The 24,287-nt window shown below is 66.0% G+C and carries 21 protein-coding genes; 6 read left to right on the top strand and 15 right to left on the bottom strand.

Annotated features, from left to right (window positions below):
• Nucleotides 1–122 precede the first annotated feature (122 nt).
• Both UAJ10_RS00465 and UAJ10_RS00460 read left to right on the top strand, forming a co-directional pair.
• Entirely contained in the window at nt 123–920 is a 798-nt protein-coding gene (locus UAJ10_RS00465; RefSeq protein ID WP_322913196.1) for a type 1 glutamine amidotransferase domain-containing protein, read from the top strand.
• Between the two features lie 62 nt (nt 921–982).
• Entirely contained in the window at nt 983–1,273 is a 291-nt protein-coding gene (locus UAJ10_RS00460) for a putative quinol monooxygenase (RefSeq protein ID WP_322913194.1), read from the top strand.
• Between the two features lie 10 nt (nt 1,274–1,283).
• Here UAJ10_RS00460 and UAJ10_RS00455 read toward each other — a convergent pair whose 3' ends face one another.
• Nucleotides 1,284–2,309 carry an NAD-dependent epimerase gene (locus tag UAJ10_RS00455; RefSeq protein WP_322913192.1) on the bottom strand — a complete coding sequence of 342 codons (1,026 nt, stop codon included), beginning with the start codon at nt 2,307–2,309 and terminating at the stop codon, nt 1,284–1,286.
• A gap of 166 nt (nt 2,310–2,475) precedes the next feature.
• Between UAJ10_RS00455 and UAJ10_RS00450 the strand changes: the two genes are divergently transcribed.
• Nucleotides 2,476–2,703 (top strand): hypothetical protein, encoded by a 228-nt coding sequence (locus UAJ10_RS00450; RefSeq protein WP_040843621.1) that lies wholly within the window; start codon nt 2,476–2,478, stop codon nt 2,701–2,703.
• Between the two features lie 13 nt (nt 2,704–2,716).
• Here the strand turns inward: UAJ10_RS00450 and UAJ10_RS00445 are convergent, their stop codons facing one another.
• From UAJ10_RS00445 to UAJ10_RS00415, 7 genes are all read right to left on the bottom strand, one after another.
• Nucleotides 2,717–3,163: a toll/interleukin-1 receptor domain-containing protein gene (locus tag UAJ10_RS00445; protein ID WP_322914477.1), complete on the bottom strand. Its 447-nt coding sequence runs from the start codon at nt 3,161–3,163 to the stop codon at nt 2,717–2,719.
• Between the two features lie 265 nt (nt 3,164–3,428).
• The gene (locus UAJ10_RS00440) at nt 3,429–7,250 is read right to left on the bottom strand and encodes a calcium-binding protein (protein ID WP_322913188.1); all 3,822 of its coding nucleotides are present in this window, start codon (nt 7,248–7,250) and stop codon (nt 3,429–3,431) included.
• 209 nt (nt 7,251–7,459) lie between these two features.
• Nucleotides 7,460–10,534 carry a multidrug efflux RND transporter permease subunit gene (locus UAJ10_RS00435; protein ID WP_322913186.1) on the bottom strand — a complete coding sequence of 1,025 codons (3,075 nt, stop codon included), beginning with the start codon at nt 10,532–10,534 and terminating at the stop codon, nt 7,460–7,462.
• A gap of 86 nt (nt 10,535–10,620) precedes the next feature.
• Complete coding sequence (locus UAJ10_RS00430) at nt 10,621–11,877, bottom strand: efflux RND transporter periplasmic adaptor subunit (protein WP_322913184.1); 1,257 nt, start codon at nt 11,875–11,877, stop codon at nt 10,621–10,623.
• 489 nt (nt 11,878–12,366) lie between these two features.
• Nucleotides 12,367–12,942, bottom strand: coding sequence for an arsenate reductase/protein-tyrosine-phosphatase family protein (locus tag UAJ10_RS00425; RefSeq protein WP_322913182.1), 576 nt, complete (start codon nt 12,940–12,942; stop codon nt 12,367–12,369).
• 45 nt (nt 12,943–12,987) lie between these two features.
• Nucleotides 12,988–13,497 carry an arsenate reductase ArsC gene (locus UAJ10_RS00420; protein ID WP_322913180.1) on the bottom strand — a complete coding sequence of 170 codons (510 nt, stop codon included), beginning with the start codon at nt 13,495–13,497 and terminating at the stop codon, nt 12,988–12,990.
• A gap of 178 nt (nt 13,498–13,675) precedes the next feature.
• The gene (locus tag UAJ10_RS00415; RefSeq protein WP_322913179.1) at nt 13,676–15,088 is read right to left on the bottom strand and encodes a methyl-accepting chemotaxis protein; all 1,413 of its coding nucleotides are present in this window, start codon (nt 15,086–15,088) and stop codon (nt 13,676–13,678) included.
• Between the two features lie 321 nt (nt 15,089–15,409).
• On the opposite strand from UAJ10_RS00415, the gene UAJ10_RS00410 reads away from it, so the two are divergent.
• The 3 genes from UAJ10_RS00410 to mads4 all read left to right on the top strand — a co-directional run bounded on the left by UAJ10_RS00410 (nt 15,410) and on the right by mads4 (nt 18,273).
• Nucleotides 15,410–16,183, top strand: a complete 774-nt coding sequence (locus tag UAJ10_RS00410; RefSeq protein WP_322913177.1) for a ferredoxin--NADP reductase — start codon at nt 15,410–15,412, stop codon at nt 16,181–16,183.
• Between the two features lie 183 nt (nt 16,184–16,366).
• Nucleotides 16,367–17,641, top strand: a complete 1,275-nt coding sequence (mads3, locus tag UAJ10_RS00405) for a methylation-associated defense system AAA family ATPase MAD3 (RefSeq protein WP_322913175.1) — start codon at nt 16,367–16,369, stop codon at nt 17,639–17,641.
• Entirely contained in the window at nt 17,638–18,273 is a 636-nt protein-coding gene (mads4, locus tag UAJ10_RS00400; RefSeq protein ID WP_322913173.1) for a methylation-associated defense system protein MAD4, read from the top strand. The genes mads3 and mads4 overlap by 4 nt, the downstream gene beginning before the upstream one ends.
• A 13-nt stretch (nt 18,274–18,286) precedes the next feature.
• Here the strand turns inward: mads4 and UAJ10_RS00395 are convergent, their stop codons facing one another.
• The 7 genes from UAJ10_RS00395 to UAJ10_RS00370 form a co-directional block, all read right to left on the bottom strand.
• A complete protein-coding gene (locus UAJ10_RS00395) occupies nt 18,287–18,997 on the bottom strand; it encodes an RES family NAD+ phosphorylase (RefSeq protein WP_322913171.1) in 711 nt (236 codons plus the stop codon).
• Nucleotides 18,994–19,407: an MbcA/ParS/Xre antitoxin family protein gene (locus UAJ10_RS00390; protein ID WP_322913170.1), complete on the bottom strand. Its 414-nt coding sequence runs from the start codon at nt 19,405–19,407 to the stop codon at nt 18,994–18,996. The genes UAJ10_RS00395 and UAJ10_RS00390 overlap by 4 nt, the downstream gene beginning before the upstream one ends.
• Nucleotides 19,408–19,472: 65 nt before the next feature.
• A complete protein-coding gene (locus UAJ10_RS00385) occupies nt 19,473–20,864 on the bottom strand; it encodes a serine hydrolase domain-containing protein (RefSeq protein ID WP_322913169.1) in 1,392 nt (463 codons plus the stop codon).
• 58 nt (nt 20,865–20,922) lie between these two features.
• Entirely contained in the window at nt 20,923–22,053 is a 1,131-nt protein-coding gene (locus UAJ10_RS00380; protein ID WP_322913168.1) for a helix-turn-helix domain-containing protein, read from the bottom strand.
• Nucleotides 22,054–22,057: 4 nt separating this feature from the next.
• Complete coding sequence (gene purT / locus UAJ10_RS00375; protein WP_322913166.1) at nt 22,058–23,233, bottom strand: formate-dependent phosphoribosylglycinamide formyltransferase; 1,176 nt, start codon at nt 23,231–23,233, stop codon at nt 22,058–22,060.
• An 18-nt stretch (nt 23,234–23,251) separates the two neighbouring features.
• A complete protein-coding gene (locus UAJ10_RS29790; RefSeq protein WP_416235328.1) occupies nt 23,252–23,377 on the bottom strand; it encodes a hypothetical protein in 126 nt (41 codons plus the stop codon).
• Nucleotides 23,335–24,222 (bottom strand): phosphoribosylaminoimidazolesuccinocarboxamide synthase, encoded by an 888-nt coding sequence (locus UAJ10_RS00370; protein ID WP_416235327.1) that lies wholly within the window; start codon nt 24,220–24,222, stop codon nt 23,335–23,337. The genes UAJ10_RS29790 and UAJ10_RS00370 overlap by 43 nt, the downstream gene beginning before the upstream one ends.
• Nucleotides 24,223–24,287: the final 65 nt, after the last annotated feature.

Genomic DNA, 24,287 nt, shown 5'->3' with positions numbered 1-24,287 from the left:
ATGTCATGTGAATATCTAAAATAACAGAAATAAAGTTCTAGAATATGTTCCGCCGGCGCATGGTTGGGCCATCGCGAATGACGCGACCCTGATCAAACGGACCCAGTCCAACGGAGGATGAAATGAGCAAAGGCACCGTGCTTGTGGTTGGCTCCAACGCCACGCGGATCGAAATCCAGGGCGGTGGCTGGGGCGCCACCGGCCAGTATCTGAATGAGACGGTGATCCCGGCCCTGGCCTTGATCGAGGCCGGCTACGACGTGGTCCTGGCCACGCCCGACGGCACCAAGCCGACCATCGACCCGAACTCGGACAGCGCCAAGCATTTCGGCGGGGATGAGGTGGCCTACCAGCATGCCCGGACCTTCTACGCCAACGATCCCGCGATGAACCAGGTGAGCATCCTGGGCGCCGTGGTGGCGGGGGGGCTGGACGGCTACGCCGGCGTGTTCGTGCCCGGCGGCCAGGCGCCCGGGGTCGACCTGATGCAGGATGCCGACCTGGGCGCCATCCTGCGCCACTTCCACCAGGCCGCCAAGCCCACGGCCCTGCTGTGCCATGGCCCCATCGCCGTGACCGCCGCCCTGCCACATGCCCGTGAGTTTCGCGCCGCCCTGATCGCCGGTGATACGGCCACGGCCAAGAAATGGGCTGAAGGCTGGCAGTATGCCGGGTACAAGATGACCGTCTTCTCCAACACCGAGGAGAAGGTGGTCGAGGACAACATCCTGCACGCCAAGCTTTACTTCAACGTGGCCGACGCGCTGCAGGCGGCGGGCGGCGAGGTCATCACCACCCCGGTGAACTTCCAGCCCCATGTGGTCGTCGACCGCGAACTCATCACCGGCCAGAACCCGGGCTCCGACCGGCCGCTCGCCACGGCCCTGGTCCAGGCCCTCGACCGCGCCGTCGCGGCGTGAAACGCATCAAGCGGCGGGGCCCTCACGGTCCCGCCGCCTCCCTCCAGAAGGAAGCAAGCCCCATGACCGTCAAGATCACCGCCGTCCTTATCGCCCGGCCGGGCAAGCTGGAAGAGCTGAAGGCCCTGCTGGCCGGCATGGTGGCGCCCTCGCGGGGCGAGCCGGGCAACCTGCGCTGGGACATCTGGCAGGACCAGGCCGATGCCAACCGTTTCGTGCTGGATGAGCTGTATGTGGATAACGGCGCCATCGCGGCCCATCGCGCCACGGCCCACTTCCAGAACTACCTGTCGAAGATCAATCACGTGGCGGAGCGCACGTCCATGGTGCTGAACCCGGTCGAGGTCGCCTGACGGCGCCGGTTCAGCCCGCCTGATTGGCGGCCGAATACTCCTTGAACCAGGCGACGAACCGCGCCACGCCCTCTTCCACCGGCGTGGCGGGGGCGTAGCCGATGTCGTGGGCCAGGTCGTCGATGTCCGCCCAGGTGGCGGGCACGTCGCCGGGCTGGATGGGCAATAGGCGGATGTCCGCCGCCATGCCCAGCTTTTCCTCCAGCAGGCGGACATAGCGCATCAACTCCACCGGGCGGTCGCTGCCGACGTTGTACAGGCGATAGGGGGCGACGCCGCTGCTGGCGGGATCGGGCTGGGTGCCGGTCCAGGCCGCGTCGACGGCGGGCGGCCGGTCCAGCAGGGCCAGGATGGCCGCCACCACGTCGTCGATGTAGGTGAAGTCGCGGCGCATGCGCCCCTCGCCGTAAACCTCGATGGGACGGCCCTCGACGATGGCCTGCGCGAACTTGTACAGCGCCATGTCCGGCCGGCCCCAGGGGCCGTAGACGGTGAACAGCCGCAGGCCGGTCATGGGGATGCGGAACAGGTGGCTGTAGGAATGGGCCATCAGCTCGTTGGCGCGCTTGGTGGCGGCGTAGAGTGTCATGGGATGGTCGGCGCCGCCATGCGGGCTGAAGGGCATGGCCGTGCTGGCGCCGTAGACCGAGCTGGTGGAGGCGTAGACCAGGTGGGCGCAGGCGACGGCCCGGCAGCCCTCCAGCACATTGGCGAAGCCCACCAGGTTGCTGTCCACGTAGGCGGCCGGGTGCTCCAGGCTGTACCGCACACCGGCTTGGGCCGCCAGGTGCACCACCCGGCCGAAGCGGTGGGTGTCGAACAGGGTCGCCACGGCGGCCCGGTCGGCCAAGTCGACGCGCGCCTCGGTGAAGCCGGGGAAGGCGCGCAGGCGGGCAAGCCGCGCCTCCTTCAAGGCCACGTCGTAATAGGGGGTCAGGTTGTCCAGCCCCACCACCGCCACGCCCCGTTGCAGCAGGGCCAGCGCCACGTGGTTGCCGATGAACCCGGCGCTGCCGGTGACCAGGACGGGGGACATCGTGGGGGATTTCCTGGGCAAGATCTTGGAAGCGTTGGCGGACGGCCCTGCCTACCACGTCCGGATGCATAGTGCGACAGTCGCTTGATGCCGCACCCCAAGGGTTAGGCCGCGATCGGCACGGAGTTTGCGTTAATGGCATGTGTATGAAGTCACAGGTGCCGCCATGGAAGACATCACCTACTACGATGCTGAGGAAATCCGCCGCAAACTGGAGCGCGCGGCCGATGAGCTGGACGCCGCCGGCGATCCCATTTTGGCTCGCAGATTGCGAGAAATTGTCGATTTGGATCGCGCCGGCGATGGTGTTCCGGCCGTGCGCCTGCGCGACAACGGCCGCGCCCGGGGCTGGACGCCCGTCGTGTTGACCGGCGGCGCCTCCCCCAGGAAGTAAGGGTAAGGCGCCCTCAGCTGGCCAGGGGTGCGCGCTCCAGTACCGCGCGGCGGATGGCCACGGCCACCTCGTGCAGGGCCTGGTCCTGGTCGGGCCACAGCGTGACCGGCCGGCCGTCGCGCGGCACCGCCAGCAGGTGGCGCAGCGGCGTGGACAGCCAGTCGCAGGCCCGCAGGATGACGGGGATCACGCGCGCCCGTCCCGTCCGGTGGCGGTCCACCGCGTGCTGCATCTCGCCATCATGGCAGGCGGGGGACGCCAGGAAATCCGGACTGACCAGCAGCAGCACCACGTCGGCCTCGGCCAGGGCCGCGCCGATGCCGTCCTCCAGCGCGTCGCCGGCCAGCAGGCGCCGGTCGTGCCAGAGCGCGACGCCCTGGCGCTTCAGGGGCGCCAGATGCACCTCCAGCCGGTCGCGCAGGGCTTCGTCGACGTGGGAATAGGACATGAACACGCGCATCACGGCAGGCCTCCGCCGATACCAGAACCAAGGATTTTCAGAGCGCTGGCTCATGCGGTCCCGACCGCGACGGGGCCGCCGGCCAGCGCGGCGCGCCGTTCCCCCACCACCGATATTGTTCTGCTTTTGTTCTTGTGTCAACGCGGGCCGCCCGGTGCAAAAGGGGGCTCACCTTTGGCCAGGGCCATAGGGGCTTGCAAAAGAAAACGGCCGGGGAACGCCCCCCGGCCGTCTCTGCGGCCCCTGCCGTTGGGTATTTGAGTCCTTAAACGCCTGTAGGCATATAGCCCAGATCGCGGTAGGTGAAGTTTGCGGCCGTGGTGTTCTGGAAGGTGGCGAGGGTTGACCAGCTGTTGGCGCCGCCATTGGCGTCGATCTGCAACAGGGTGTCGTTGCCGGATTGGGCCACCTTCAAATAACCGCCGCTGAAGGGATTGGAGGTGCGGTCCCAGCCGGTGAGCACGGTGCTGAGATAGGCGTCCAACTGCACGGTGTCGACACCGGTCTGGAAATCGGTGACGGTCAGGGCGTTGCCGGCGGTGAATGAGCCGTAGGATTGGCTCAGGACCAGGGTGTCGATACCCGCGCCCAAGGTCACGGTTTCGGTTCCGCCTGTCATATCGATGGTGACGAGGTCGTCGCCGTCGCCGGCGTCGATGGTGGCCACGCGAGCCCCTGAGGCGGAGATGGTGTCATTCCCGATGCCGCCCAGGATGTTCACTGTATCGATATACCGGGAACCTCCACCGAAAGTGATGTGGTCATTCCCGGAGCCGCCGTCCATGCGTACGGTGCTGGCCGCGACGGTGCCCGTCCGATAGACGTCTATGTAGTCGTCGCCGTCCTGCCCGAAGAGCTGGTCGTTGCCGCCGGCGGTGTCGGAAAGGTAGTCGATGCCATCGACACCCGTGTTGGTGACGTTGTTGCCGTAGAGGGTATCGTCCCCCAGGCCGCCATCCAGCTGGTCGTACCCGCCGCCGCCCTCCAACACATCGTTGCCGGGCCCGCCGGTCAGTGAGTCGTTACCGGCCAGTCCTTGGATCAGGTCGTTCCCGGCCGTTCCGCTCAATGTATCGTTGCCAAGGGTGCCAACCAGGGTTTGGCCAGGGGTCGATCCATCGGGGGAATATTCCAGATCGCGGTAGGTGAAGTTTGCGGCCGTGGTGTTCTGGAAGGTGACGAGGGTTGACCAGCTGTTGGCGCCGCCATTGGCGTCGATCTGCAACAGGGTGTCGTTGCCGGACTGGGCCACCTTCAAATAACCGCCGCTGAAGGGATTGGAGGTGCGGTCCCAGCCGGTGAGCACGGTGCTGAGATAGGCGTCCAACTGCACGGTGTCGACACCGGTCTGGAAATCGGTGACGGTCAGGGCGTTGCCGGCGGTGAATGAGCCGTAGGATTGGCTCAGGACCAGGGTGTCGATACCCGCGCCCAAGGTCACGGTTTCGGTTCCACCTGTCATATCGATGGTGACGAGGTCGTCGCCGTCGCCGGCGTCGATGGTGGCCACGCGAGCCCCTGAGGCGGAGATGGTGTCATTCCCGATGCCGCCCAGGATGTTCACTGTATCGATATACCGGGAACCTCCACCGAAAGTGATGTGGTCATTCCCGGAGCCGCCGTCCATGCGTACGGTGCTGGCCGCGACGGTGCCCGTCCGATAGACGTCTATGTAGTCGTCGCCGTCCTGCCCGAAGAGCTGGTCGTTGCCGCCGGCGGTGTCGGAAAGGTAGTCGATGCCATCGACACCCGTGTTGGTGACGTTGTTGCCGTAGAGGGTATCGTCCCCCAGGCCGCCATCCAGCTGGTCGTACCCGCCGCCACCCTCCAACACATCGTTGCCGGGCCCGCCGGTCAGTGAGTCGTTACCGGCCAGTCCTTGGATCAGGTCGTTCCCGGCCGTTCCGCTCAATGTATCGTTGCCAAGGGTGCCAACCAGGGTTTGGCCAGGGGTCGATCCATCGGGGGAATATTCCAGATCGCGGTAGGTGAAGTTTGCGGCCGTGGTGTTCTGGAAGGTGACGAGGGTTGACCAGCTGTTGGCGCCGCCATTGGCGTCGATCTGCAACAGGGTGTCGTTGCCGGATTGGGCCACCTTCAAATAACCGCCGCTGAAGGGATTGGAGGTGCGGTCCCAGCCGGTGAGCACGGTGCTGAGATAGGCGTCCAACTGCACGGTGTCGACACCGGTCTGGAAATCGGTGACGGTCAGGGCGTTGCCGGCGGTGAATGAGCCGTAGGATTGGCTCAGGACCAGGGTGTCGATACCCGCGCCCAAGGTCACGGTTTCGGTTCCGCCTGTCATATCGATGGTGACGAGGTCGTCGCCGTCGCCGGCGTCGATGGTGGCCACGCGAGCCCCTGAGGCGGAGATGGTGTCATTCCCGATGCCGCCCAGGATGTTCACTGTATCGATATACCGGGAACCTCCACCGAAAGTGATGTGGTCATTCCCGGAGCCGCCGTCCATGCGTACGGTGCTGGCCGCGACGGTGCCCGTCCGATAGACGTCTATGTAGTCGTCGCCGTCCTGCCCGAAGAGCTGGTCGTTGCCGCCGGCGGTGTCGGAAAGGTAGTCGATGCCATCGACACCCGTGTTGGTGACGTTGTTGCCGTAGAGGGTATCGTCCCCCAGGCCGCCATCCAGCTGGTCGTACCCGCCGCCACCCTCCAACACATCGTTGCCGGGCCCGCCGGTCAGTGAGTCGTTACCGGCCAGTCCTTGGATCAGGTCGTTCCCGGCTGTTCCGCTCAATGTATCGTTGCCAAGGGTGCCAACCAGGCTGATCAAATACGGGCCTGTTGTCAGGGTATACGATCCTGTATTCGCCCCCAGGGCGCTGGCAACGACGTAGAAGGTTCCGGTCTGCGGCGCGATGAAATTGGCGGTTATGGTGCCGGATCCGGATGGGGCGGTCGCGACAGGGTTGCCCAGGGCATCGAAAACGCTCAGCGCCCCGACACCGGACGCCAATTGCAGTGATACCGCCACCTGTTGGCCGGCGGTGAGGGTCAACTGGTACCAGTCGTGATCGCCCGCGATATCGATGGCGCCCGCGGTCTGCTGCCCCAGGGCGAGCCCGTGACTTGTTTGCTCATGGCCGAACGTCGCACCGCCGTTGTCGCGGCCGTGGGCATAGCCATACTGGATCCATTGCGTGGTCGCGCCTTGGATGCCCAGACCCGCCAGATCGGGATGGCTCAGCAGATAGGCGACGGCATCGAAGGTTACGGTCCGGCCCTCGGCATGTCCGGCGACGATGTAGTGCCGGGCGCCGGCGTCGGCATTGGCGCCGAAGGCGGCGATGAGGTCGCCGTAGGAAGCGATGTAGGCGAGGCCGTCGAAGGTTACGGTCCGGCCCTCGGCATGCCCGGCGACGATGTAGTGCCGGGCGCCGGCGTCGGCATTGGCGCCGAAGGCGGCGATGAGGTCGCCGTAGGAGGCGATATAGGCGAGGCCGTCGAAGGTGACGGCGCGGCCCTCGGCATGTCCGGCGACGATGTAGTGCCGGGCGCCGGCATCGGCATTGGCGCCGAAGGCGGCGATGAGGTCGCCGTAGGAGGCGATATAGGCGAGGCCGTCGAAGGTTACGGTTCGGCCCTCGGTATGTCCGGCGATGATGTAGTGCCGGGCGCCGGCGTCGGCGTCGGCGCCGAAGGCGGCGATGAGGTCGCCGTAGGAGGCGATGTAGGCGAGGCCATCGAAGGTGACGGCACGGCCCTCGGCATGTCCGGCGACGATGTAGTGCTGGGCGCCGGCGTCGGCGTCGGCGCCGAAGGCGGCGATGAGGTCGCCGTATGAGGCGATATAGGCGAGGCCGTCGAAGGTTACGGCGCGGCCTTCGGCATGCCCGGCAAGGATGTAGTGTCGGGCGCCGGCCTCAGCGTCGGTGCCGAAGGCGGCGATGAGATCACCATAAGATGCGATATATGCCAGAGCGTCAAAGTTGACGGTCCGACCTTCAAGCCAGCCGCTGCCATTATAATGAGCGCGCCCCGCATTGGGGTCGGCCCCGAGCGCCGCAATAAGGTCCGAATATGAGGCAATGTAACTTAATGCTTCCGTATCATTCCATGATGTAATCATAATATGCTCTTATAATTAAGTTATTATTGTGCTCACTAGGCCAAACGTCGAACACGGGCGTATAAAAAATATACCCTATAGAAGAAATTCCGCAAAATATACCCCTTTCGGATGTGGCGTAGGAGGTTGGTGCGCGTTTCGCATGTCCAAAAGAAAACGGCCGGGGAACGCCCCCGGCCGTCTCCATACTCAACACCGCTGTCGCGCCGTCAGGCGACCTCGGCGATCTCCCGCAGGCGGCGTGAACTGGCGGCCGCCTTGTGATCCTTGGCCAGCAGGGTGTAGACCGCCGGCAGGACGAACAGGGTGAACAACGTGCCGATGGACATGCCGGTCACCACCACCAGGCCGATGGAGAAGCGGCTGGCGGCACCCGCACCCGACGCGATCAGCAGCGGCAGCAGGCCCACCACCATGGCGGCGGTGGTCATCAGGATGGGGCGCAGGCGCACGCGGGCGGCGTGCAGGATGGCCTCCCGGCGGCCCAGCCCTTCCTTCACCTGCATCTCGTTGGCGAATTCCACCAACAGGATGCCGTGCTTGGAGATCAGGCCAATCAACGTCACCAAGCCCACCTGGGTGTAGATGTTGATCGAGGTGATGCCGATGAACAGCGGGATCAGCGCGCCGCAGATGGACATGGGCACGCTGACCATGATGACCAGCGGGTCGCGCAGGCTTTCGAACTGCGCCGCCAGCACCAGGAAGATGACGATCAGCGCGAAGCCGAAGGTCATGGCCAGCTGGTTGCCTTCCTCCACGAACTGCCGGGTCTGGCTGAGGTAGCTGTGGCTGTAGCCGGCCGGCAGCTGCTTCACCTGGTCCTCCAGGAAGGCCACCGCCTCGCCCATCGACACGCCCGGCATGGGCACGGCCTGGAAGGTGGCGGAGTTCATCTGGTTGTAGTGGGTCAGGGCGTTGGGGTCCGTGCCCTCTTCCAGGCGCAGGAAGGTGGACAGCGGCACCTGGTCGCCGGTGACGGAGGTGACGTAGAAGCGCGTCAGCTTGTCCGGCGTCAGGCGGTCGATGCGCGGCACCTGGGGGATGACCTCGTACGACCGGCCCTGCAGGTTGAAGCGGTTGACGTAGTTCTCACCCACCATCAGCGCCAGGGTGTCGCCGATGCTGGCCATGGTGACACCCATCTCGTTGGCCTTGGACCGGTCGATGTGGATGCGCACCACGGGGGTGTTGTAGTCCAGGTCGCTGTCCACGATCAGGAACTTGTGGCTGGCGTTGGCGGCGGCCTTGATCTTCTCCATCGCCTCATAGATGGCGGGGAAGCCCTGGGTGCCGTTCAGCACCATCTGCACTGGCAGGCCGCCGGTGGTGCCGGGCAGGGGCGGCAGGTTGAACACCAGCGCCTTTTCGCCCGGAACCCGGTTGAACGCCGCCTGCAGCGCCGCCAGCGACTGTTGGATGGGCCGGTCACGCTCGCCCCACGGCTTCAGCAGCACGCCGGCGATGCCCTGGCTGGTGCCGGAGGTGCCGCTGATCAGGAAGCGCTCCCGCCCCTCGGGCAGGGTGCCGCCGGCGGCGTCCAGCTGCTGGGCGTAATGCTGGGTGTAATCGATGTTGGCGTACTGCGGGCCCTTGAACAGGCTGAACAGGATGCCCTGGTCCTCTTCCGGGGCCAGTTCCGCCCGGCCGTGCAGATACAGGTAGGGGATGCTGGCCAGCACCACCACGGCGAACACCAGGACGACCGGACGATAGTCCAGCGCCCGGGTCAGCCGCCGCTCATAGAAGTTGGCCAGGCCGTTGAAGGTGCGGTCGATGAAGCGCGAGAAGGCGGTGTGGTCGCCGCCCTTGGGCAGCAGCACCGATGCCATCATGGGCGACAGCGTCAGGGCCACCACGCCCGAGATGATGACCGAGCCGGCCAGGGTGAAGGCGAATTCGCGGAACAGGGCGCCGGTGACGCCGCCCAGCAGGCCGATGGGGGCGTAGACCGCCGCCAGCGTGATGGTCATGGCGATGACGGGGCCGGCGATCTCGCGGGCGCCCACCAGGGCCGCCTGCACCGGCGTCTTGCCTTCCTCCAGGTGGCGGTAGACGTTCTCCACCACCACGATGGCGTCGTCGACCACCAGGCCGATGGCCAGCACCATGGCCAGCAGGGTCAGCAGGTTGAGGCTGAATCCCGCCGCCAGCATCAGGGTGAAGGCGCCGATCAGCGACAGCGGGATGGTGATCACGGGGATCAGCACCGACCGCAGCGAGCCCAGGAACAGGAAGATGACGACGATGACGATGCCGATGGCCTCGATCAGCGTGTGCTCCACCTCGCTGATCGAGGCGTTGATGAAGTTGGTGGCGTCGTAGGCCACCTTCATCTCGATGGCGGGCGGCAGGTTGCGCTGAATCTCCGGCAGGATCTTCTCGCGCACGTTCTGCACCATCTGCAGCGGGTTGCCCGTGGGCGTCACCTGCACGCCGATGAACACGGCGTTCAGACCGCTGAACATGACGGCGCTGTTGGTGTTCTGGGCGCCCAGCGAGATGGAGGCCACATCCTCCAGCCGCACCACCGCCCCGCCCGAGGCCTTGACCACCATGCGGCGGAAATCGTCCACGCTGGTCAGGTCGGTGTCGGCGGTGACGTTGGACACGGTGAACAGACCCTTCACCTGGCCCGGGGCCGACTGCACGTTGTTGTTGCGCAGGGCGTTGGCGATGTCGTCGGCGGAAACGCCGCGCGCGGCCATGCGGGCCGGATCCAGCCACAGGCGCATGGCGAAGGTCTGGCCGCCCAGGATGTCGGCCGAAGCCACGCCGTCGACCGTGGCGATCAGCGGCTGCACCACGCGGGTGAGGTAGTCCGAGATGGCCGAGCCCGCCAGCTCCTTGGACGCGAAGCTCAGGTACATCACCGCTGTGGTGTCGCCCGTCGACTTGGTGATGACCGGGTCGTTCGCCTCTTTCGGGATCAGGTATTTGACCTGCTGCACCTTGGCGATGACGTCGGTCATGGCCTGGCTGGGGTCGTAGTTCAGCTTGACGTAGACCGTGACCGTGCTTTGCCCCTGGACGGAGTTGCTGGTCATGTAGTCGATGCCGTCGGCGCTGGCCACCGCCTGCTCGATGGGGGTGGTGATGAACCCCTGCATCAGGTCGGCCGTGGCGCCGGGGTAGACGGTGGTGATGCTGATGGTGGTGGACGACAGCTTGGGATACTGCCGGATGGGCAGGGTCGATAGCGACCGCAGGCCCAGCAGCAGGATCAGCAGGCTGACCACCAGCGCCAGCACCGGCCGTTTGATGAATAGATCGGTGAATTTCATGGTCGGGGTGTCCCCTGGGACCGGCCGCGCGCCGCGATGGCGCGGCCGGTCCTGATTTCGGGTCTATGGCTGGATCAGGGGCCGGATCAGGGGCGCGGCGTCTGGGCCGGGGCGGGCGGCGGGCCCTGGTCCGACAGGCTGACGGCGGCGCCGTTCTGCAGCTTGTTCTGGCCCACGGCCACCACGCGGTCGCCCGGCTTCACGCCGCTCACCACCACGACCTTGCCGTCGGCCCGGTCGTCGGTCTTCACGAAGATGCGCTCGACGTGCAGGGCGGGCTTGCCATCCGCGCCATTCACCGGCTTGCCGTCCTTGTCCATGGTGGGGCGGACGACATAGACGCTGTTGCCGTACAGCGAATAGTCGACGGCCGTTTCCGGCAGGGTGACCTGGTTGGGCGTGGCCGGCAGCACGACGGTGACGTTGCTGAACATCCCCGGCTGCAGAGCGTGGTCCTTGTTGGGGATGGTGGCCTGCAGCTTCACGGTGCGGGTGTCGCTGCTGATCTGCGGGTCGATGGCGGTGATGGTGCCCTGGAACACGCGGCCGGGGAAGGCGTCCACCGTCACACGCACGGCCTGGCCCACGGCCACGCGGCCGCGCTCGCCTTCCGCCAGGGTGAAGTTGGCGTACAGCTCGTCCAGGTCGGTCAGGGTGACGACGGCGTCGCCGGCCTTGACGTACTGGCCCACGTCTACCTGCCGCACGCCCAGCACGCCATCGAACGGCGCCCGGACCAGCAGCTGGGCGATCAGGGCGTTGGTCTTGGCGATGTTGGCGTTGGCCTGGTCCAGGGCGGCGGCCTGCTGGTCCACCGTCTGTTGCGAGGTCGCCTGCTTGGCCACCAGGGCGCGATAGCGGGCCAGGTCCAGCTCCGCCACCTTGGCCTGGGCCTTGTAGTTGGCCAGGTCGCCCTGCTGCGGCTTGTCGTTCAGCTGCAGCAGCGGGGTGCCGGCGCTGACGGTGGCGCCGGACTGGAACAGGATTTTGGTGACCGAGCCGCCCACCTCGGGCGTCACCGTCACCTGGTGCACGGCCTGCAGGCTGCCCACGGCGGGCAGCAGCTGGGGCACGTCCTCGGCCTGGGCCACGGCGGTGGCGACGGCGGCGGGCGGCGGCATCATGTTCTTCAGGAACTCGCCGATCATCTTCGGGCGGACGACGCGGTCATAGGCCACGAACAGGCCGCCGATGATGGCCAGCGCGATGACGGTGATGACCATGAACAGGGCGATGCGCGGCGGCCGCTGGCGGCCATCCTGCCCCCGGTAGTCGGTGCGCGACAGCCCCGTCGGCGGCGCACCCGGTTTCGGCACGGTGGTCACGGTCGATTGGGATTCCATGGTCTTGGTCTCGCTCGGCGCAAAAAGCCCGGGGTCCGGCGGGACGATCCCGCCGGGTGGGCGATGGTGTCGGTCTCGAAATCGCACACGCGTGGCAACGCGCCGCCACGGCGGTAACCGGGCGATGGCTGTCCACCGGCTGCGAAGGGCAAACCCTTCCACGCCGTCTCACCCCTGGGGGGAACCCACGGGGGGCAGGCGGCTACGGCCGGCAGCGGTGCGCTTTCCTAAACGATGGCCTGTCCCCGGCGATCCGATGCCCCCGCACCCGATCCGTCCGATCCCATGGGCCGTCATTATTGCAGCGGACTATGGGCAGGGCGTCAGGCCACTGCCAGTGAGCGGTGTCACAACACGGCACTCGCTTTTCGCAAAATTCGGAAAAAATGCAACGATTGCTATGCCCGGCTGAATTATCGGCGGCGCCGGGTATGCTTTATCCATCGGCGGCTTAATTATCCGCCAAGGGGGCTTTTCCGTCTCGCGGAATCAGGCGGTGCGCAGCCCGTCGTCGTCCTCATCCTCCCAGTGGCTCAGCGCCAGCAGGCAATGGGCGGGCAGGAGGGACAGCACGTCGATGCGCCGCCGCAAATCCTGGAAGATGGCGTCCACCAGCACCTCCGGATCATCGGGCGCGTCCGGATAAAGGGCGGGGTCCGGATCGGGCAGGGCCCAGTGCGCCGTCACCGGCTGGCCTGGCCAGGCGCCGGCCATGCCCGTCGCCGCCAGTTCGCTGACGGTGATGACGATGTCCACCGGCGGGGCGTCCGCCGCCATGAAGCGCTCCAGCGGCTTGGGCGCCAGGCCGCTTGTGGCGATGCCTTCGGCCCGCAGGCGGGCCAGCGCGTAGGGGTTCTGCCGGTCCACGGGCGTCAGGCCGGCGCTGTGGGCGTCGAATTGGTGGCCGGCATGATGACGCAGCAGCGCCTCCGCCATCATGCTGCGGCCGGCGTTGACCCGCCCGACGAACAGGACGCCCAGGCGCCGGTTCACCATGCCGTAGCGGGTGCCGTTCGGGGGCTGGGGCAAGATCATGTCCGGCGTCGGGCTGTCGGGCGGGGTCATGGGACTTGTCCGGTATGGGGCGGGAAGGCTGGGGAAGGGCCGGCCTCAGCCAGCCGCCGCCCAACCCTCTTCGCTGTGCATCGCCGTCAGCGCCTCGGCCGTCAGGCGGGCCAGGCTCTGCTCCGGCAGGGAACAGAAGATGCGCACCCGCCGCTCGATCATGCCGAACAGCAGGTTGAACAGGGCGCGCTGCTCCACCTCGGACCCCTTGAACCCCTGCGGATCGGGGAAGCCCCAGTGGGCGATCATCGGGTGGCCGGGCCAGTGCGGCGCCTCCGCCTTGGCGCTGGTGTCGCAGGTGTGGAAGATGAAGTCCATGGGCGCCACGTCGGGGCCGGCGAACTCGTTCCACGACTTGGGATGCAGGCCTTCGGTGGAAATACGGGCCTTGGTCAGCAGGTCCAGGGCGATGGGGTTGCATTCCGGCAGCGGGTCGGACCCGGCGCTGAACACCTCGAACCGGCCGCCGGCCCAATGGCGCATCAGCGCCTCGGCCATGATGCTGCGGGCGGAGTTGAACTGGCACAGAAACAGAACGCGGTAGACCTTCGCCATGTCGCTTCATTCCCCCTTGGCGCCGCGCCCACCCGAGGGTTCGGGGACCGCAGCCGCGTGCCGCCCGCCCCCCGGGCCGGCACGTTTAACCGCATGCTAATCCCAGCGTATGCCAGTCTTGTGACGCTGGTGTTGCAGCCCGGCGAAAAGGGATAGGTTCTGCCGCAACCCAGGAACCTCAGGCGCGGTAGCAAACCCGCAGGCCGCCCCACAGCCGCCCGCGCACCCAGATGGGGGCGGAGGCGTCCTTCATCAGGGCGAAGACGCCGCCGCCCATGTCGCGGCGGTAGGTTTGCAGCAGGAAGGGTGCCGTGCCGCGGCTGACGGCGGTGGCGGTCTTGTCGGCGTAGACGCGGCGGTTGCGGCCGTTGGCGGCGTTCCACACCGGGTCGGGGCCGTGGGGCTTGCGGAACTGCGGATTATGGCAGGGGATCAGGCGGTTGTGGTCGGTGGGCGCGCAGAAGACCATGCGCGGGTCCATGGCCAGGACGGGGTCGTGCAGGGGGGTGACGGCCGCGTCCAGGAAGGGGATATAGCGCGTCATGTATTGTTGCGGGTTGCTGCCGGCGATGGGCTTCAGGTCGGTGTCGAACAGGTCGTCCATGGTCAGTTCCCCCGCCGCCAGGGCTTGTTCCATGCGGGTCGATATCTGGCCCGCCACCTCGCGCGCCCGGTCGATGAAGGGCGTGTCCTCCGTCGCGTAGCCGGACGTGGCGGTCAGCATCATGATGGCCTCCGCCCGCTCCAGCGTGCGGTCCAGGTGGGTGGTGGCGGTCTTCAGCGCCGTGCCGGACGAGGCCGCGTCACGGTGCAGCGCGTCCACCGTCTCCTGGAAGCCGTCGCAGCGCTGGGCGATGTCGCCGGTGGCGCCGGCGATGGCGGTGGCGTTCTCCTCCACCTGGGCCACGGCCGTGCCCACCGTCTCCACCGCGCGGCCGATGGTGGCGGTGCTGCGGCCCACCCGTTCCGCCTGTTCCGATCCCGCGGCCATGCGGGCGGTCAGCCGGCGCACCTGGTCGGTCAGGGCCTTCAGGGTGGCGTCGATCTCGGCGGTGGCCTCGGCCGTTTGGCGGGCCAGGGCCTTCACCTCGGTGGCGACGACGGCGAAGCCCTTGCCGGCCTCGCCCGCCCGCGCCGCCTCGATGGTGGCGTTCAGGGCCAGCAGGTTGGTCTGAGCCGCGATGCGGTTGATGTCGCTGGACACCCGGGCCACGCGGCCCATGGCGCCCTCCAGCCCGCCCAACTCATTCGCGCTGGCGTTCACCGCCGCCACCAGGTCGCCGATGGCGGCCAGAGACTGGCGGATTTCCCCGGCCGAGGCGTCGATGTCCCGCCGCGCGCCCGCCGCCACGCCCTGCGTCGCCTGCGCCATGCCGGCGATGGCGCGGTTGCTGGCGACGATGTCGCGCGTCGCCGTCTGGATGCCGGTCAGCTGCCTGGCCTGGCTGTCGATGGCGCCGTCCACCTGATGGATGCTGCCGACCACATCGGCGATGTCGACGCTCAGGCGCCCGACCTCGGAAGCGATGTCGGCGATCAGCGTGCCGGCGTCGGCGCGCAGCGATATCGATTGGTGGGTGTCCACGGCCATGTCCTCTCCCCAGGATCGGGATGGGCATTCTGGGGGCCATCCCGTAAAGAAAGCGCAAACATCCCCTGTCCAAACAGGGTGGTCCTTTAGGATAGGGGCAACGTCGCGTGTCTGCCCTCATCCTTTGGTTGACCGCATCGTGCGGTGGGGAAGGGAATTTTTTCCCAAGAATGGCTTGTAATACTGGGCTATTCGACCAGATATGCAGTCGCAGCGATCCAGGGCAGTGTATTTTCGCATTTGCGGAAGGGCGTGGAACCGCCATTCTCCCCCGCTTAAAGCGATGTTTTCCGGTGAGTCAGGAAAGAGGGTATAGCGAGGATGAGCGCGTTTCTGTCCGGCAAGGTCACCCATGTCCATCATTGGACTGACAACCTGTTCAGCTTCCGGCTGACCCGCGATCCGTCCTTCCGCTTCCGCAACGGCGAATTCACCATGGTGGGCCTGGAAGTCGAGGGCCGCCCGCTGATGCGCGCCTATTCCATGGCCAGCACCAATTATGAGGAACACCTGGAATTCTTCAGCATCAAGGTGCCGAACGGTCCGCTGACCTCGCGCCTGCAGCACATCCAGGAAGGGGATGAGGTCCTGTACGGCCGCAAGGCCACCGGCACCCTGCTGCTGGACAACCTGCTGCCCGGCCGCACCTTGTACATGCTGGGCTCCGGCACCGGCCTCGCCCCGTTCATGAGCCTGATGAAGGACCCGGACGTCTACGAGCGCTTTGAGAAGGTGGTGGTCACCCACACCGTGCGCCGCGTGGCTGAGCTGGCCTATTACGACGACATCACCAAGCACCTGCCGAATGACGAGTTCATCGGTGAGATGCTGCGCGACAAGCTGGTCTATTACCCAACGGTGACGCGTGAGCCCTTCCGCACCGAAGGCCGCCTGACCGACCTGATCAAAAACGGCAAGTTCTTCGCCGACATCGGCGAGAAGCCGTTCGATCCGGCCCAGGACCGCGTGATGATCTGCGGCGGCCCCGGCGTGCTGAAGGATCTGCAGGACCTGTGCGAAGAGGCCGGCATGCGCGAGGGCAGCTCCAACGAGCCCGGCCATTACGTCATCGAGAAGGCCTTCGTGGAGCGCTGATCCGGCGACTTTCACTGGTACGGTTCACGGCCGCGCTCCCACCCGGGGCGCGGCCGTTTGCTTTTCAAGGCCTTCCGAAAGGTCGTTTATGCTATAGCTAGATTCAAGCGAGACTAACTGTGGTCACGCTTTTTGGAATGTGCGTGCTTCGGATTTTCCGAATAAGCTCAGGGCAGGACCGCAATGATAACTTCGGTTGAGGTTCTTGGATATCGGGCTATTAGATACCTAAAGACCAATGTTTCTTCGTTCCAGGTTCTTGTTGGCTCTAATGGAACCGGGAAGAGTACATTTTTTGATGTATTCCAATTAGTGCGTGACATTCTAAATGTCGGTCTCGACAGGTCTATTTTTGGTGATGCTCGCTTTCTAGTGGCTCAGCGTGCATCTGATCCCCAAGATTCTGACTTGGCTCAGAAAGGGGGGGCTCTTGAGATTGCAATTACGCTCCAACTTCCTGAGTCTGTTAAGTCTAAATTGAAAGGTGAGTACGCAGCGGCTCGATATGAAGTTGCTATAAAAACTGATGGTTCGCTTTCATTCGATGGAGAAACGCTCTTCCTGCTCCGGCATGAAGAACCCAAGAGCGGAGACCGTCAACGGTCTCTATTCCCATGCCCAGAACCTGCGCCCAGACATATTGCATTGCAAGCAAAGAAGCGAGCACCTGCTGGATGGAGACGGGTCATCAGTAAGATTGCTGAGAGTGGGAATGATCATTTTAGATCCGAGACATCAGACTGGAATAATTTATTCCGCTTAGGGCCTACAAAGTCGGCTTTATCAAACCTCCCGGAAGATGAAGATCGTTTTCCTGCTTCCACTTGGGTTAAGCGATTCCTGATGGAGTCGGTGCATCGACTTGCTTTGAACGCAGAAGCGATGCGAATGCCATCTCCAGCGGGTTCGCCGCGGGATTTTTTACCTGATGGTTCGAATTTGCCTTGGGTAGTGCATGAACTTGAGCAAAAATATCCGAACCGTCTTGATGATTGGGTTGAGCACTTAAAGACGGCAATAGATGATATTGAAACTGTTCGAACAATTGAAAGGCCTGAGGATCGTTCGCGGTATCTTGAGGTCGGTTATGGAAGTGGTCTCAAAGCACCATCTTGGCTGTTGTCAGATGGCACATTACGGATGATGGCTCTTACGCTTCTGGCGTACACGCCAACTAGGCCTAATTTGGTTCTAATTGAGGAGCCAGAGAATGGAATACATCCGAGGGCAATTCAATCAGTAATACAATCTCTGTCGTCGGTATATGATGCGCAAGTTTTCTGCGCGACGCATTCGCCCCTGGCGCTTAGTCTTGTAGATGTTGATCAGTTGCTCTGTTTTGCTAAGGGTCAAGATGGAGCTGTGGATGTCGTAAGAGGAGACGAACATCCACGGCTAAAGGAATGGAAATCGGCTCTGCACCTGGGTGATCTCTTCGCGACAGGGGTGCTCGGATGAGAGACTGTCTATTTTTTGTCGCAGATTCAAATATAGAATTTGCTATTCGGGGATTGTTCGAAAGGGGTGGTGTATTCAATATTATTGGATGTTCGCCGTTCTCTTTTGACCCTAAGCAGGATCTGGCGGTGGCGAGAGGTCAGAACGATCCTGGGCTTTATGCTCGTGCCAAAGACCTTATACAGCCGTTCCATGGTACCCATAGGCGTATTATTGTTATTATGGACGAAGATTGGGACGGCACGCCTGGGCAGGCGAAAATTGAAGAACAATTAAATTCTCATATTGAAGCCGCTGGTTGGGGTGCCGGAAATGGAAAAGCAATTGTAGTCACTCCGGAAGCAGATAATTGGATATGGTCTGACTCACCTCACACCGCTGCTGCTCTAGGCTGGGAATCATTTGAACAAATCCGTAATTGGCTTAATAGTCAAGGTATGTGGCCCGAAAATATGTCAAAGCCTCCTCGGCCGAAGGAGGCTTTGGAAAAAGTTCTTCGATTGAAATGTAAGCCGCGTTCATCGTCTCTTTATAGAATTGTTGCGGGAAAGTCTTCAGTGAAGCGTTGCCTCGACCCTAGCGTTGAACTGATATTCTCTACTCTTCGAGGATGGTTCCCGTTGAAGAATTGAGGCAGCGTATATTCTAAGCAGGTATCGGCCGCCAGTCGTCCTCACCGATGACGATGTAGCGGGTCACGGCCCGGCCGTCCCAGTGATAGCGCAGGGTGCGGGCCTGCAGGATGGGCGGGGTGATCCGGTCGGGGTAGTAGAGGGCGGCGGCCAGGCCCTGGGGCCAGCGCACGCTGGGGTACAGCACGCCGTCGCTGCCTTGCGCCTTCAGCCGCCGGCCCAGTGCCTGGCCCGCCGCCCAATCGTCCGGCGCCAGGCAGTCCCGGAAGGCCGCGCCGCGCACGTCGTGGAAGGCGCCGGCCACGCGGGTGGTCAGCTCCCGGAACTGGGCGTCGGCCGCCGGCTCATCCGTCATGCGCATGAAGCGGCCGAAGTGATGGACGGTTTCCATCAGCGCCACCTCGAACCGGTCGCCGCAGTACCACACGCCGAAGGCGCCGTCGGAAAAGCGGCTGGGCCGGTCGGTGGAGGTGTGGGTGAAGGCGCCCATGGCCAGGCTGGCCCCGGGGCCGGAGAGGCGGCGGTCAGGCGGCACCAGGGACAGGTCGCCCACCTCATCCCGCACGCGGGGATTGGTCTTGGCCTCCGCGCTGGCGATCAGGTCCCAGTCGGCGGGGTTGGCGATGTCCTCGAACAGCCAGACGGGCGGATAGATGGTGCGGACGATACGATAGGCCGGGCGCCAATCCAGGGCCGTGACCGGCGGGTCCGCGGGCGGCGTCACCACCCGCCGCGCTCCGCATCCAGGTAGTTGCGCACGGCGGTCAGGTCGGACGGGGCGCCGGCAAGCATGCGCTGCAGCGCCGACTTGCCGTGGAAGGCGGCGTTGGGCTTGGCCACCCAGGCATAAGCGCGCTCCGGCTCCATGAACAGATAGCGCAGGGCCTTGTGGATGCCCATCAGGTCGCCCAGCCGCCACAGCAGGTCCGACGGCAGGCTGCCGATGTCGCCCCGCTTCCAGCGGTAGAAGGTGGATGGGCTGGGCTGGCCCAACAGCACGCGGGCCTGGCCGTCATCCACCCCCCACAGGCGGAACAGGTTGAAGACGGCGCGCAGCATGGCCGCCCCCTCCGCCTGGGTGACGGTGCCGGGGACGGCCGCATCGGGGGGGCTGGCGGGCAGGGCCTGGGCCATGGCGAACTCCTTAATGCCATATGGCAGTCAATATAGGATGAACTGCCATATGGCACAAGGGCCGCTCACTTGAAGGCCGCCACCGCATCGGCCACCAGCCGCTCCAGCGCCAGGATGTCACCCTCCGGCAGGTAGGACATGCCCAGCCGGACAATGACCAGGCGGGTGCTGGGGATGATGACGATGGACTGGCCCTGGTTGCCGCGGGCCATGAAGCTGTCGGCCGGCATGCCGGCGCGCACCCGCCGGGCAGCGGCGCCCCCCTTGTCCGCATCAGGGCCGGCCCGGTTGGTCCAGAAGCCGGCGCCATAGCCGAAGTCCTCCGACCCCGGCGTCAGGCGGGCGGAATAGTCGACCCAGCCCTCGGGCAACAGGCGCCGGCCGCCCACCACGCCGTCGTCCAGGAACAGCTGGCCGAAGCGCGCCCAGTCCCGCGCCGTGGCCCACATATGGCTGGACCCGATGGGGGTGCCGGTGGCGTCCAGTTCCAGCGTGGCATGCTCCATCCCCAGGGGATCGAACAGCTCACGGTGGGCGAAGGCCAGGACGTCGGCGCCGCCTCCGCCCGTCCGCTGCTTGATCAGGCGGGACAGCAGCAGGGTGTTGCCGTTGCTGTAGGTCCAGGCCTGGCCCGATGCCGCCTTGGCCGGCGCGGCCTCCACCATCGCCGCCATGTCGGCGCGGGCATACACCATCTGCGTGGTGGGGTCGGCCATGCTGGTCCAGTCAGCGGTCAGGGACTGGCCGAAATCCAGCCCGCTGGTCATGCGCAGCAGGCTATCCACGGTGATGTCCCGGCGCACGTCGTGGTCCCAGGCCGGCACCTCCAGGCGCTGGTCCACCGTCAGTTCGCCCCGCCGAACCAGGATGCCGATCAGGGCGTTGGTGACCGACTTGGTCATGGACCAGCCGATCAGGGGCGTGTCGACGCCCACGCCGGGGGCGTACCGCTCCGCCACCACCTTGCCCTCGCGCAGGATGACCACCGCCTTGGTCCAGCGGCGGGCGGCCCCGTCCGGCTCGGCGAAGGCCCGGTCCAGCGCCGCCGTCAGGGCGGGATCGGTGGGCGTCACCACCGCCGGCCCGGCGATGGCCGGCAGCAGGGGCGGGGCCGGCGGCGGCAGGGTGACGCGGGGCCTGGGCGGCGGATCCTCCGCCGTCAGCACGCGGCAGCCGGCCGGTCCTTCATAAACGGCTGTGCTCTTCACCAGGCCGGCGAAATGGGCGGTCACCGTGCCCTTGGCGCGGTCGACCTCATAGCGGGTCAGGGCGTCGCCCGGCCGCATCTGCGGGGCGACGCCCTGGGCGAAAAAGGTGTCCGCGTCCAGACCGCCGACGAACACGGCGGAGCAGATTTGATGGCTGGTGAAGTGGGCCGGCACCGCCACGGCGCGGCGGACACCGTCGCAAGCGGTTAGGGCCAGGGGGAGCAGCAGGGTGGGCAGCAGGCGGGGCATGGGCGGCGCTCAAGGCTGGGGGGTAGGCCGCCAGCCTTGACGCTTCCGTCCCGCGCGATCATGCCGGATTTGAAATCCGGCTAGCCGTTGCCACGACATTTGATGGTTCGGCCAGGGCCTGGCGACGATAGTCGCCGGGCGTCAGGCCGGTGTCCGCCTTGAAGGCGCGGTTGAACGGACCCAGGGAGCCGAAGCCCGCGTCCAGCGCGATGGTCAGGATGGGCACTTCGGCTTGTGCCGGATCGGCCAGCGCGGCCTTGGCCTCCGCCAGGCGGTAGTGGTTGAGGAAGGCGTTGAAGTTGCGATGGCCCAGACCTTGGTTGATCAGCCGGCGCAGGCGATACTCGGGCAGGCCCAGTTCCACCGCCAGCTGGCCGATGGTCAGGCCGTCGCGGCGATAGGCGCGGTCCAGGCGCATGGCCCGCTCCAGCGCCGTCACCCAGATGGGATCGGCGGCTGCGGGCTCCGACCCCGGCGCCGGCGGCGCGGTGGGAACAGGCGGGCAGGGATCGTGAAACAAGGCCTGGCCGCCACCCACACGCAGCAGCGACCACGTGATGACACCGGCGATGGTCAGCAGGCCGGCAGCGTCCAGCAGGTTGCCGCCGCCGGCGCTTGCGGCCGGTCCCCGCCCCGTCGTCGAGGGGCCCGCCAGGGTGGCCAGCGCGGTGACGGTGGAGTGCAGGGCGGCGGCGGCCACGATGAACAGGCGCAGGCGGCGGCGGGGTTCCACCAGGTCGGCGGCCGCGGTGGCCATGGCCTGCCAGGCCGCCAGGCCGGCCCACGCCAAGGGTTGCAGATCCAAGACCAGGCCCAGGGGGCCTGCGGCGGGGTGGTGGCCCGGCACCAGCACCAGCCCCTGGGTCATGCCCATGCCCGCCAACGCCAGCCACGCCAGGCCCTGCCAGGGACGGGGGCGGAAGGCGTCGTCGAACAGGCTGCAGGCGAACAGCCAGAAGACGAAGCTGTTGGCGGTGGCCAGACCCATCAGCGGGCCGGCCCACAGGCCCGCGGCGGCATGCAGGCCGGGCAGGCTGCACAGGGCATAGGCGGCGCTGCCCATGGCGAACAGCGCCCCCAGCCGGGCGGCCGTCACCCGGGGGTAGGCCGCCAGCAGCCGGCCGGCCAGCAGGACCAGCAGGCTGACCACGCCGCCGCGCAGGAACAGGTCTAGGGCGGCGGCGTTCATGGCCTTAGTCGCGGTAGCTCAGCCACACCGTGTCGGCCGCCCGCTTGGCCAGCGCCCGCGCCTCGTCGGCGGTGGCACCCTCGGCCAGGGCCACGCCCATGCGGCGGTAGGGCCGGGTGGTGGGCTTGTTGAAGATGCGAACCTCCACGTCATGCTCCGCCGTGCCCAGCGCCAGGGCGTCGGCCAGGCCTTCCACGCCGAAGTGGGTGGAGTCCTGGCTGGCCAGGATGACGGCGCTGGCGGTGGGCCCGCGCAGGGTGATGCGCGGGATGGGCAGGCCCAGGATGGCGCGGGCGTGCAGGTCGAATTCCGACAGGTTCTGCGACATCAGCGTCACCATGCCAGTGTCGTGCGGCCGGGGCGACAGTTCGCTGAACACCACGTCGTCGCCGGCCACGAAGAACTCCACCCCGAACAGGCCATAGCCGCCCAGGTTGTCCACCACCTTCTCCGCCATGTCACGGGCGGCGGCCAGGGCCTTGGCGTCCATGGGCACGGGCTGCCACGATTCCTGGTAGTCGCCGCGCTCCTGCCGGTGGCCGATGGGCTCGCAGAACACCACGCCGTCGCGCGTGCGCACGGTCAGCAGGGTGATCTCATAGTCGAAGGCGATGAACTCCTCCACGATCACCTTGCGCCGGTCGCCGCGCATGTTGGCGACCGCGTAATTCCACGCGGCCTCCAGCTCATCCGCGCTGCGCACCGTGCTCTGCCCCTTGCCGGACGAGGACATGACCGGCTTGATCACGCAAGGCAGGCCGGTGTGGGATGCCCCGGCCCGAACCTCTTCCAGGCTTTCGGCGTAGCGGTAACGCGAGGTGCGCAGGCCCAGCTCCGTGGCCGCGACCTCGCGGATGCGGTCGCGGTTCATGGTCATGTAGGTGGCGCGGGCGCTGGGGACCACGGTGTGGCCCGCGGCCTCCATCTCCTGCAGCACCTCCGTGCGGATGGCCTCCACCTCCGGCACGATATAGTCCGGCTTGTGGCGCAGGATGGCGGCCTTCAAGGCTTCGCCGTCCAGCATGGAGAACACCTCGGACTCGTCGGCCACCTGCATGGCCGGCGCGCCGGCATAGGCGTCGCAGGCCACGACATGGGCGCCGTAGCGCTTGGCGGAGATGACGAATTCCCGGCCCAGCTCGCCCGAGCCCAGCAACAGGATTTTGGCGGTGGCGGTCATGATGGCGGCGGTCCCGGCTTAGAAGTATTGGGAAAGGTTGCGGCGGATGCGGGCCAGCACGCCGTCCGGTTCGCGGGCGGGCACGTAGGTCTCGCCCGTGATCATCTCATAGGCCTGGATGTAGATGGCCGCCGCCTGCAGCACGACGTCGCCCGGGATCTCCGGCACGTCGTCGGTGTAGGGGTCGCACCGCGCCACCACCCAGCTGCGCACGAAATCCTTGTCGAAGCTCTCAGGCCGCTCCCCGCCTCGAACTTGGCGGGGTAGGTCTCGGCGAACCAGTAGCGGCTGCTGTCCGGGGTGTGGATCTCGTCCGCCAGGATGATGTTGCCGTCCTGGTCCAGGCCGAACTCGTACTTCGTGTCCACCAGGATCAGGCCGCGCCGGGCCGCCAATTCCCGGCCGCAGGCGAACAGGGCCAGCGCCTTGGCCGACAGCTCCTCCCACTGGGCGGCGGTCAGCAGCTTGCGCTCCACGATCTCCGCCGGGGTCAGCGGCTCGTCATGGCCGCCGTCGAAGGCCTTGCTGGTGGGGGTGATGATGGTCGCGGGCAGCTTCTGGTTGGGGCGCAGGCCGTCCGGCAGGGTCACGCCGTACATCGTGCGCTCCCCCTTCTTGTACATGGACAGGATGGAGGTGCTGGTGGTGCCGGCCAGATAGTCGCGCACCACCACCTCCACCGGCAGGATGTCCAGGCGCTTGGCCACCACCACATTGGGGTCGGGATAATCGATGACGTGGTTGGGGCACAGGTCGCGCGTGGCCTCGAACCAATAGCGCGCCGTCTGGGTCAGCACGGCCCCCTTGTGCGGCACCGCCGTCAGGATGCGGTCGAAGGCGCTGAGGCGATCGGACGCGATGATGATGCGCCGGCCGTCCGCCAGGTCGTAGTTGTCGCGCACCTTCCCCCGGTAGTGCTTGGGCAGTTCCGGGATGGTCGCGTCATCGAGGACGTTGGCGGGGGCGAGATCGGAAGGGGTGAGGTCCACCGGGCACCTGACGGGTTGCGGCGCGCCCTTCGGACTGCATGCCGGGGCGCGGGGTTGGAATCGCG

Origin of the sequence: Nitrospirillum guaranorum (genome assembly GCF_034653275.1) — a bacterium.
Classification (GTDB): domain Bacteria; phylum Pseudomonadota; class Alphaproteobacteria; order Azospirillales; family Azospirillaceae; genus Nitrospirillum.
This window is presented reverse-complemented; position numbering and strand designations above follow the sequence as displayed.

What these genes read in the sequence shown, in the direction of transcription:
- UAJ10_RS00465 (WP_322913196.1), top strand. Translation starts at nt 123, where the DNA reads ATGAGCAAAGGCACCGTGCTTGTGGTTGGCTCCAACGCCACGCGGATC.
- UAJ10_RS00460 (WP_322913194.1), top strand. Translation starts at nt 983, where the DNA reads ATGACCGTCAAGATCACCGCCGTCCTTATCGCCCGGCCGGGCAAGCTG.
- UAJ10_RS00455 (WP_322913192.1), bottom strand. Translation starts at nt 2,309, where the DNA reads ATGTCCCCCGTCCTGGTCACCGGCAGCGCCGGGTTCATCGGCAACCAC.
- UAJ10_RS00450 (WP_040843621.1), top strand. Translation starts at nt 2,476, where the DNA reads ATGGAAGACATCACCTACTACGATGCTGAGGAAATCCGCCGCAAACTG.
- UAJ10_RS00445 (WP_322914477.1), bottom strand. Translation starts at nt 3,163, where the DNA reads ATGCGCGTGTTCATGTCCTATTCCCACGTCGACGAAGCCCTGCGCGAC.
- UAJ10_RS00440 (WP_322913188.1), bottom strand. Translation starts at nt 7,250, where the DNA reads ATGATTACATCATGGAATGATACGGAAGCATTAAGTTACATTGCCTCA.
- UAJ10_RS00435 (WP_322913186.1), bottom strand. Translation starts at nt 10,534, where the DNA reads ATGAAATTCACCGATCTATTCATCAAACGGCCGGTGCTGGCGCTGGTG.
- UAJ10_RS00430 (WP_322913184.1), bottom strand. Translation starts at nt 11,877, where the DNA reads ATGGAATCCCAATCGACCGTGACCACCGTGCCGAAACCGGGTGCGCCG.
- UAJ10_RS00425 (WP_322913182.1), bottom strand. Translation starts at nt 12,942, where the DNA reads ATGACCCCGCCCGACAGCCCGACGCCGGACATGATCTTGCCCCAGCCC.
- UAJ10_RS00420 (WP_322913180.1), bottom strand. Translation starts at nt 13,497, where the DNA reads ATGGCGAAGGTCTACCGCGTTCTGTTTCTGTGCCAGTTCAACTCCGCC.
- UAJ10_RS00415 (WP_322913179.1), bottom strand. Translation starts at nt 15,088, where the DNA reads ATGGCCGTGGACACCCACCAATCGATATCGCTGCGCGCCGACGCCGGC.
- UAJ10_RS00410 (WP_322913177.1), top strand. Translation starts at nt 15,410, where the DNA reads ATGAGCGCGTTTCTGTCCGGCAAGGTCACCCATGTCCATCATTGGACT.
- mads3 (WP_322913175.1), top strand. Translation starts at nt 16,367, where the DNA reads ATGATAACTTCGGTTGAGGTTCTTGGATATCGGGCTATTAGATACCTA.
- mads4 (WP_322913173.1), top strand. Translation starts at nt 17,638, where the DNA reads ATGAGAGACTGTCTATTTTTTGTCGCAGATTCAAATATAGAATTTGCT.
- UAJ10_RS00390 (WP_322913170.1), bottom strand. Translation starts at nt 19,407, where the DNA reads ATGGCCCAGGCCCTGCCCGCCAGCCCCCCCGATGCGGCCGTCCCCGGC.
- UAJ10_RS00385 (WP_322913169.1), bottom strand. Translation starts at nt 20,864, where the DNA reads ATGCCCCGCCTGCTGCCCACCCTGCTGCTCCCCCTGGCCCTAACCGCT.
- UAJ10_RS00380 (WP_322913168.1), bottom strand. Translation starts at nt 22,053, where the DNA reads ATGAACGCCGCCGCCCTAGACCTGTTCCTGCGCGGCGGCGTGGTCAGC.
- purT (WP_322913166.1), bottom strand. Translation starts at nt 23,233, where the DNA reads ATGACCGCCACCGCCAAAATCCTGTTGCTGGGCTCGGGCGAGCTGGGC.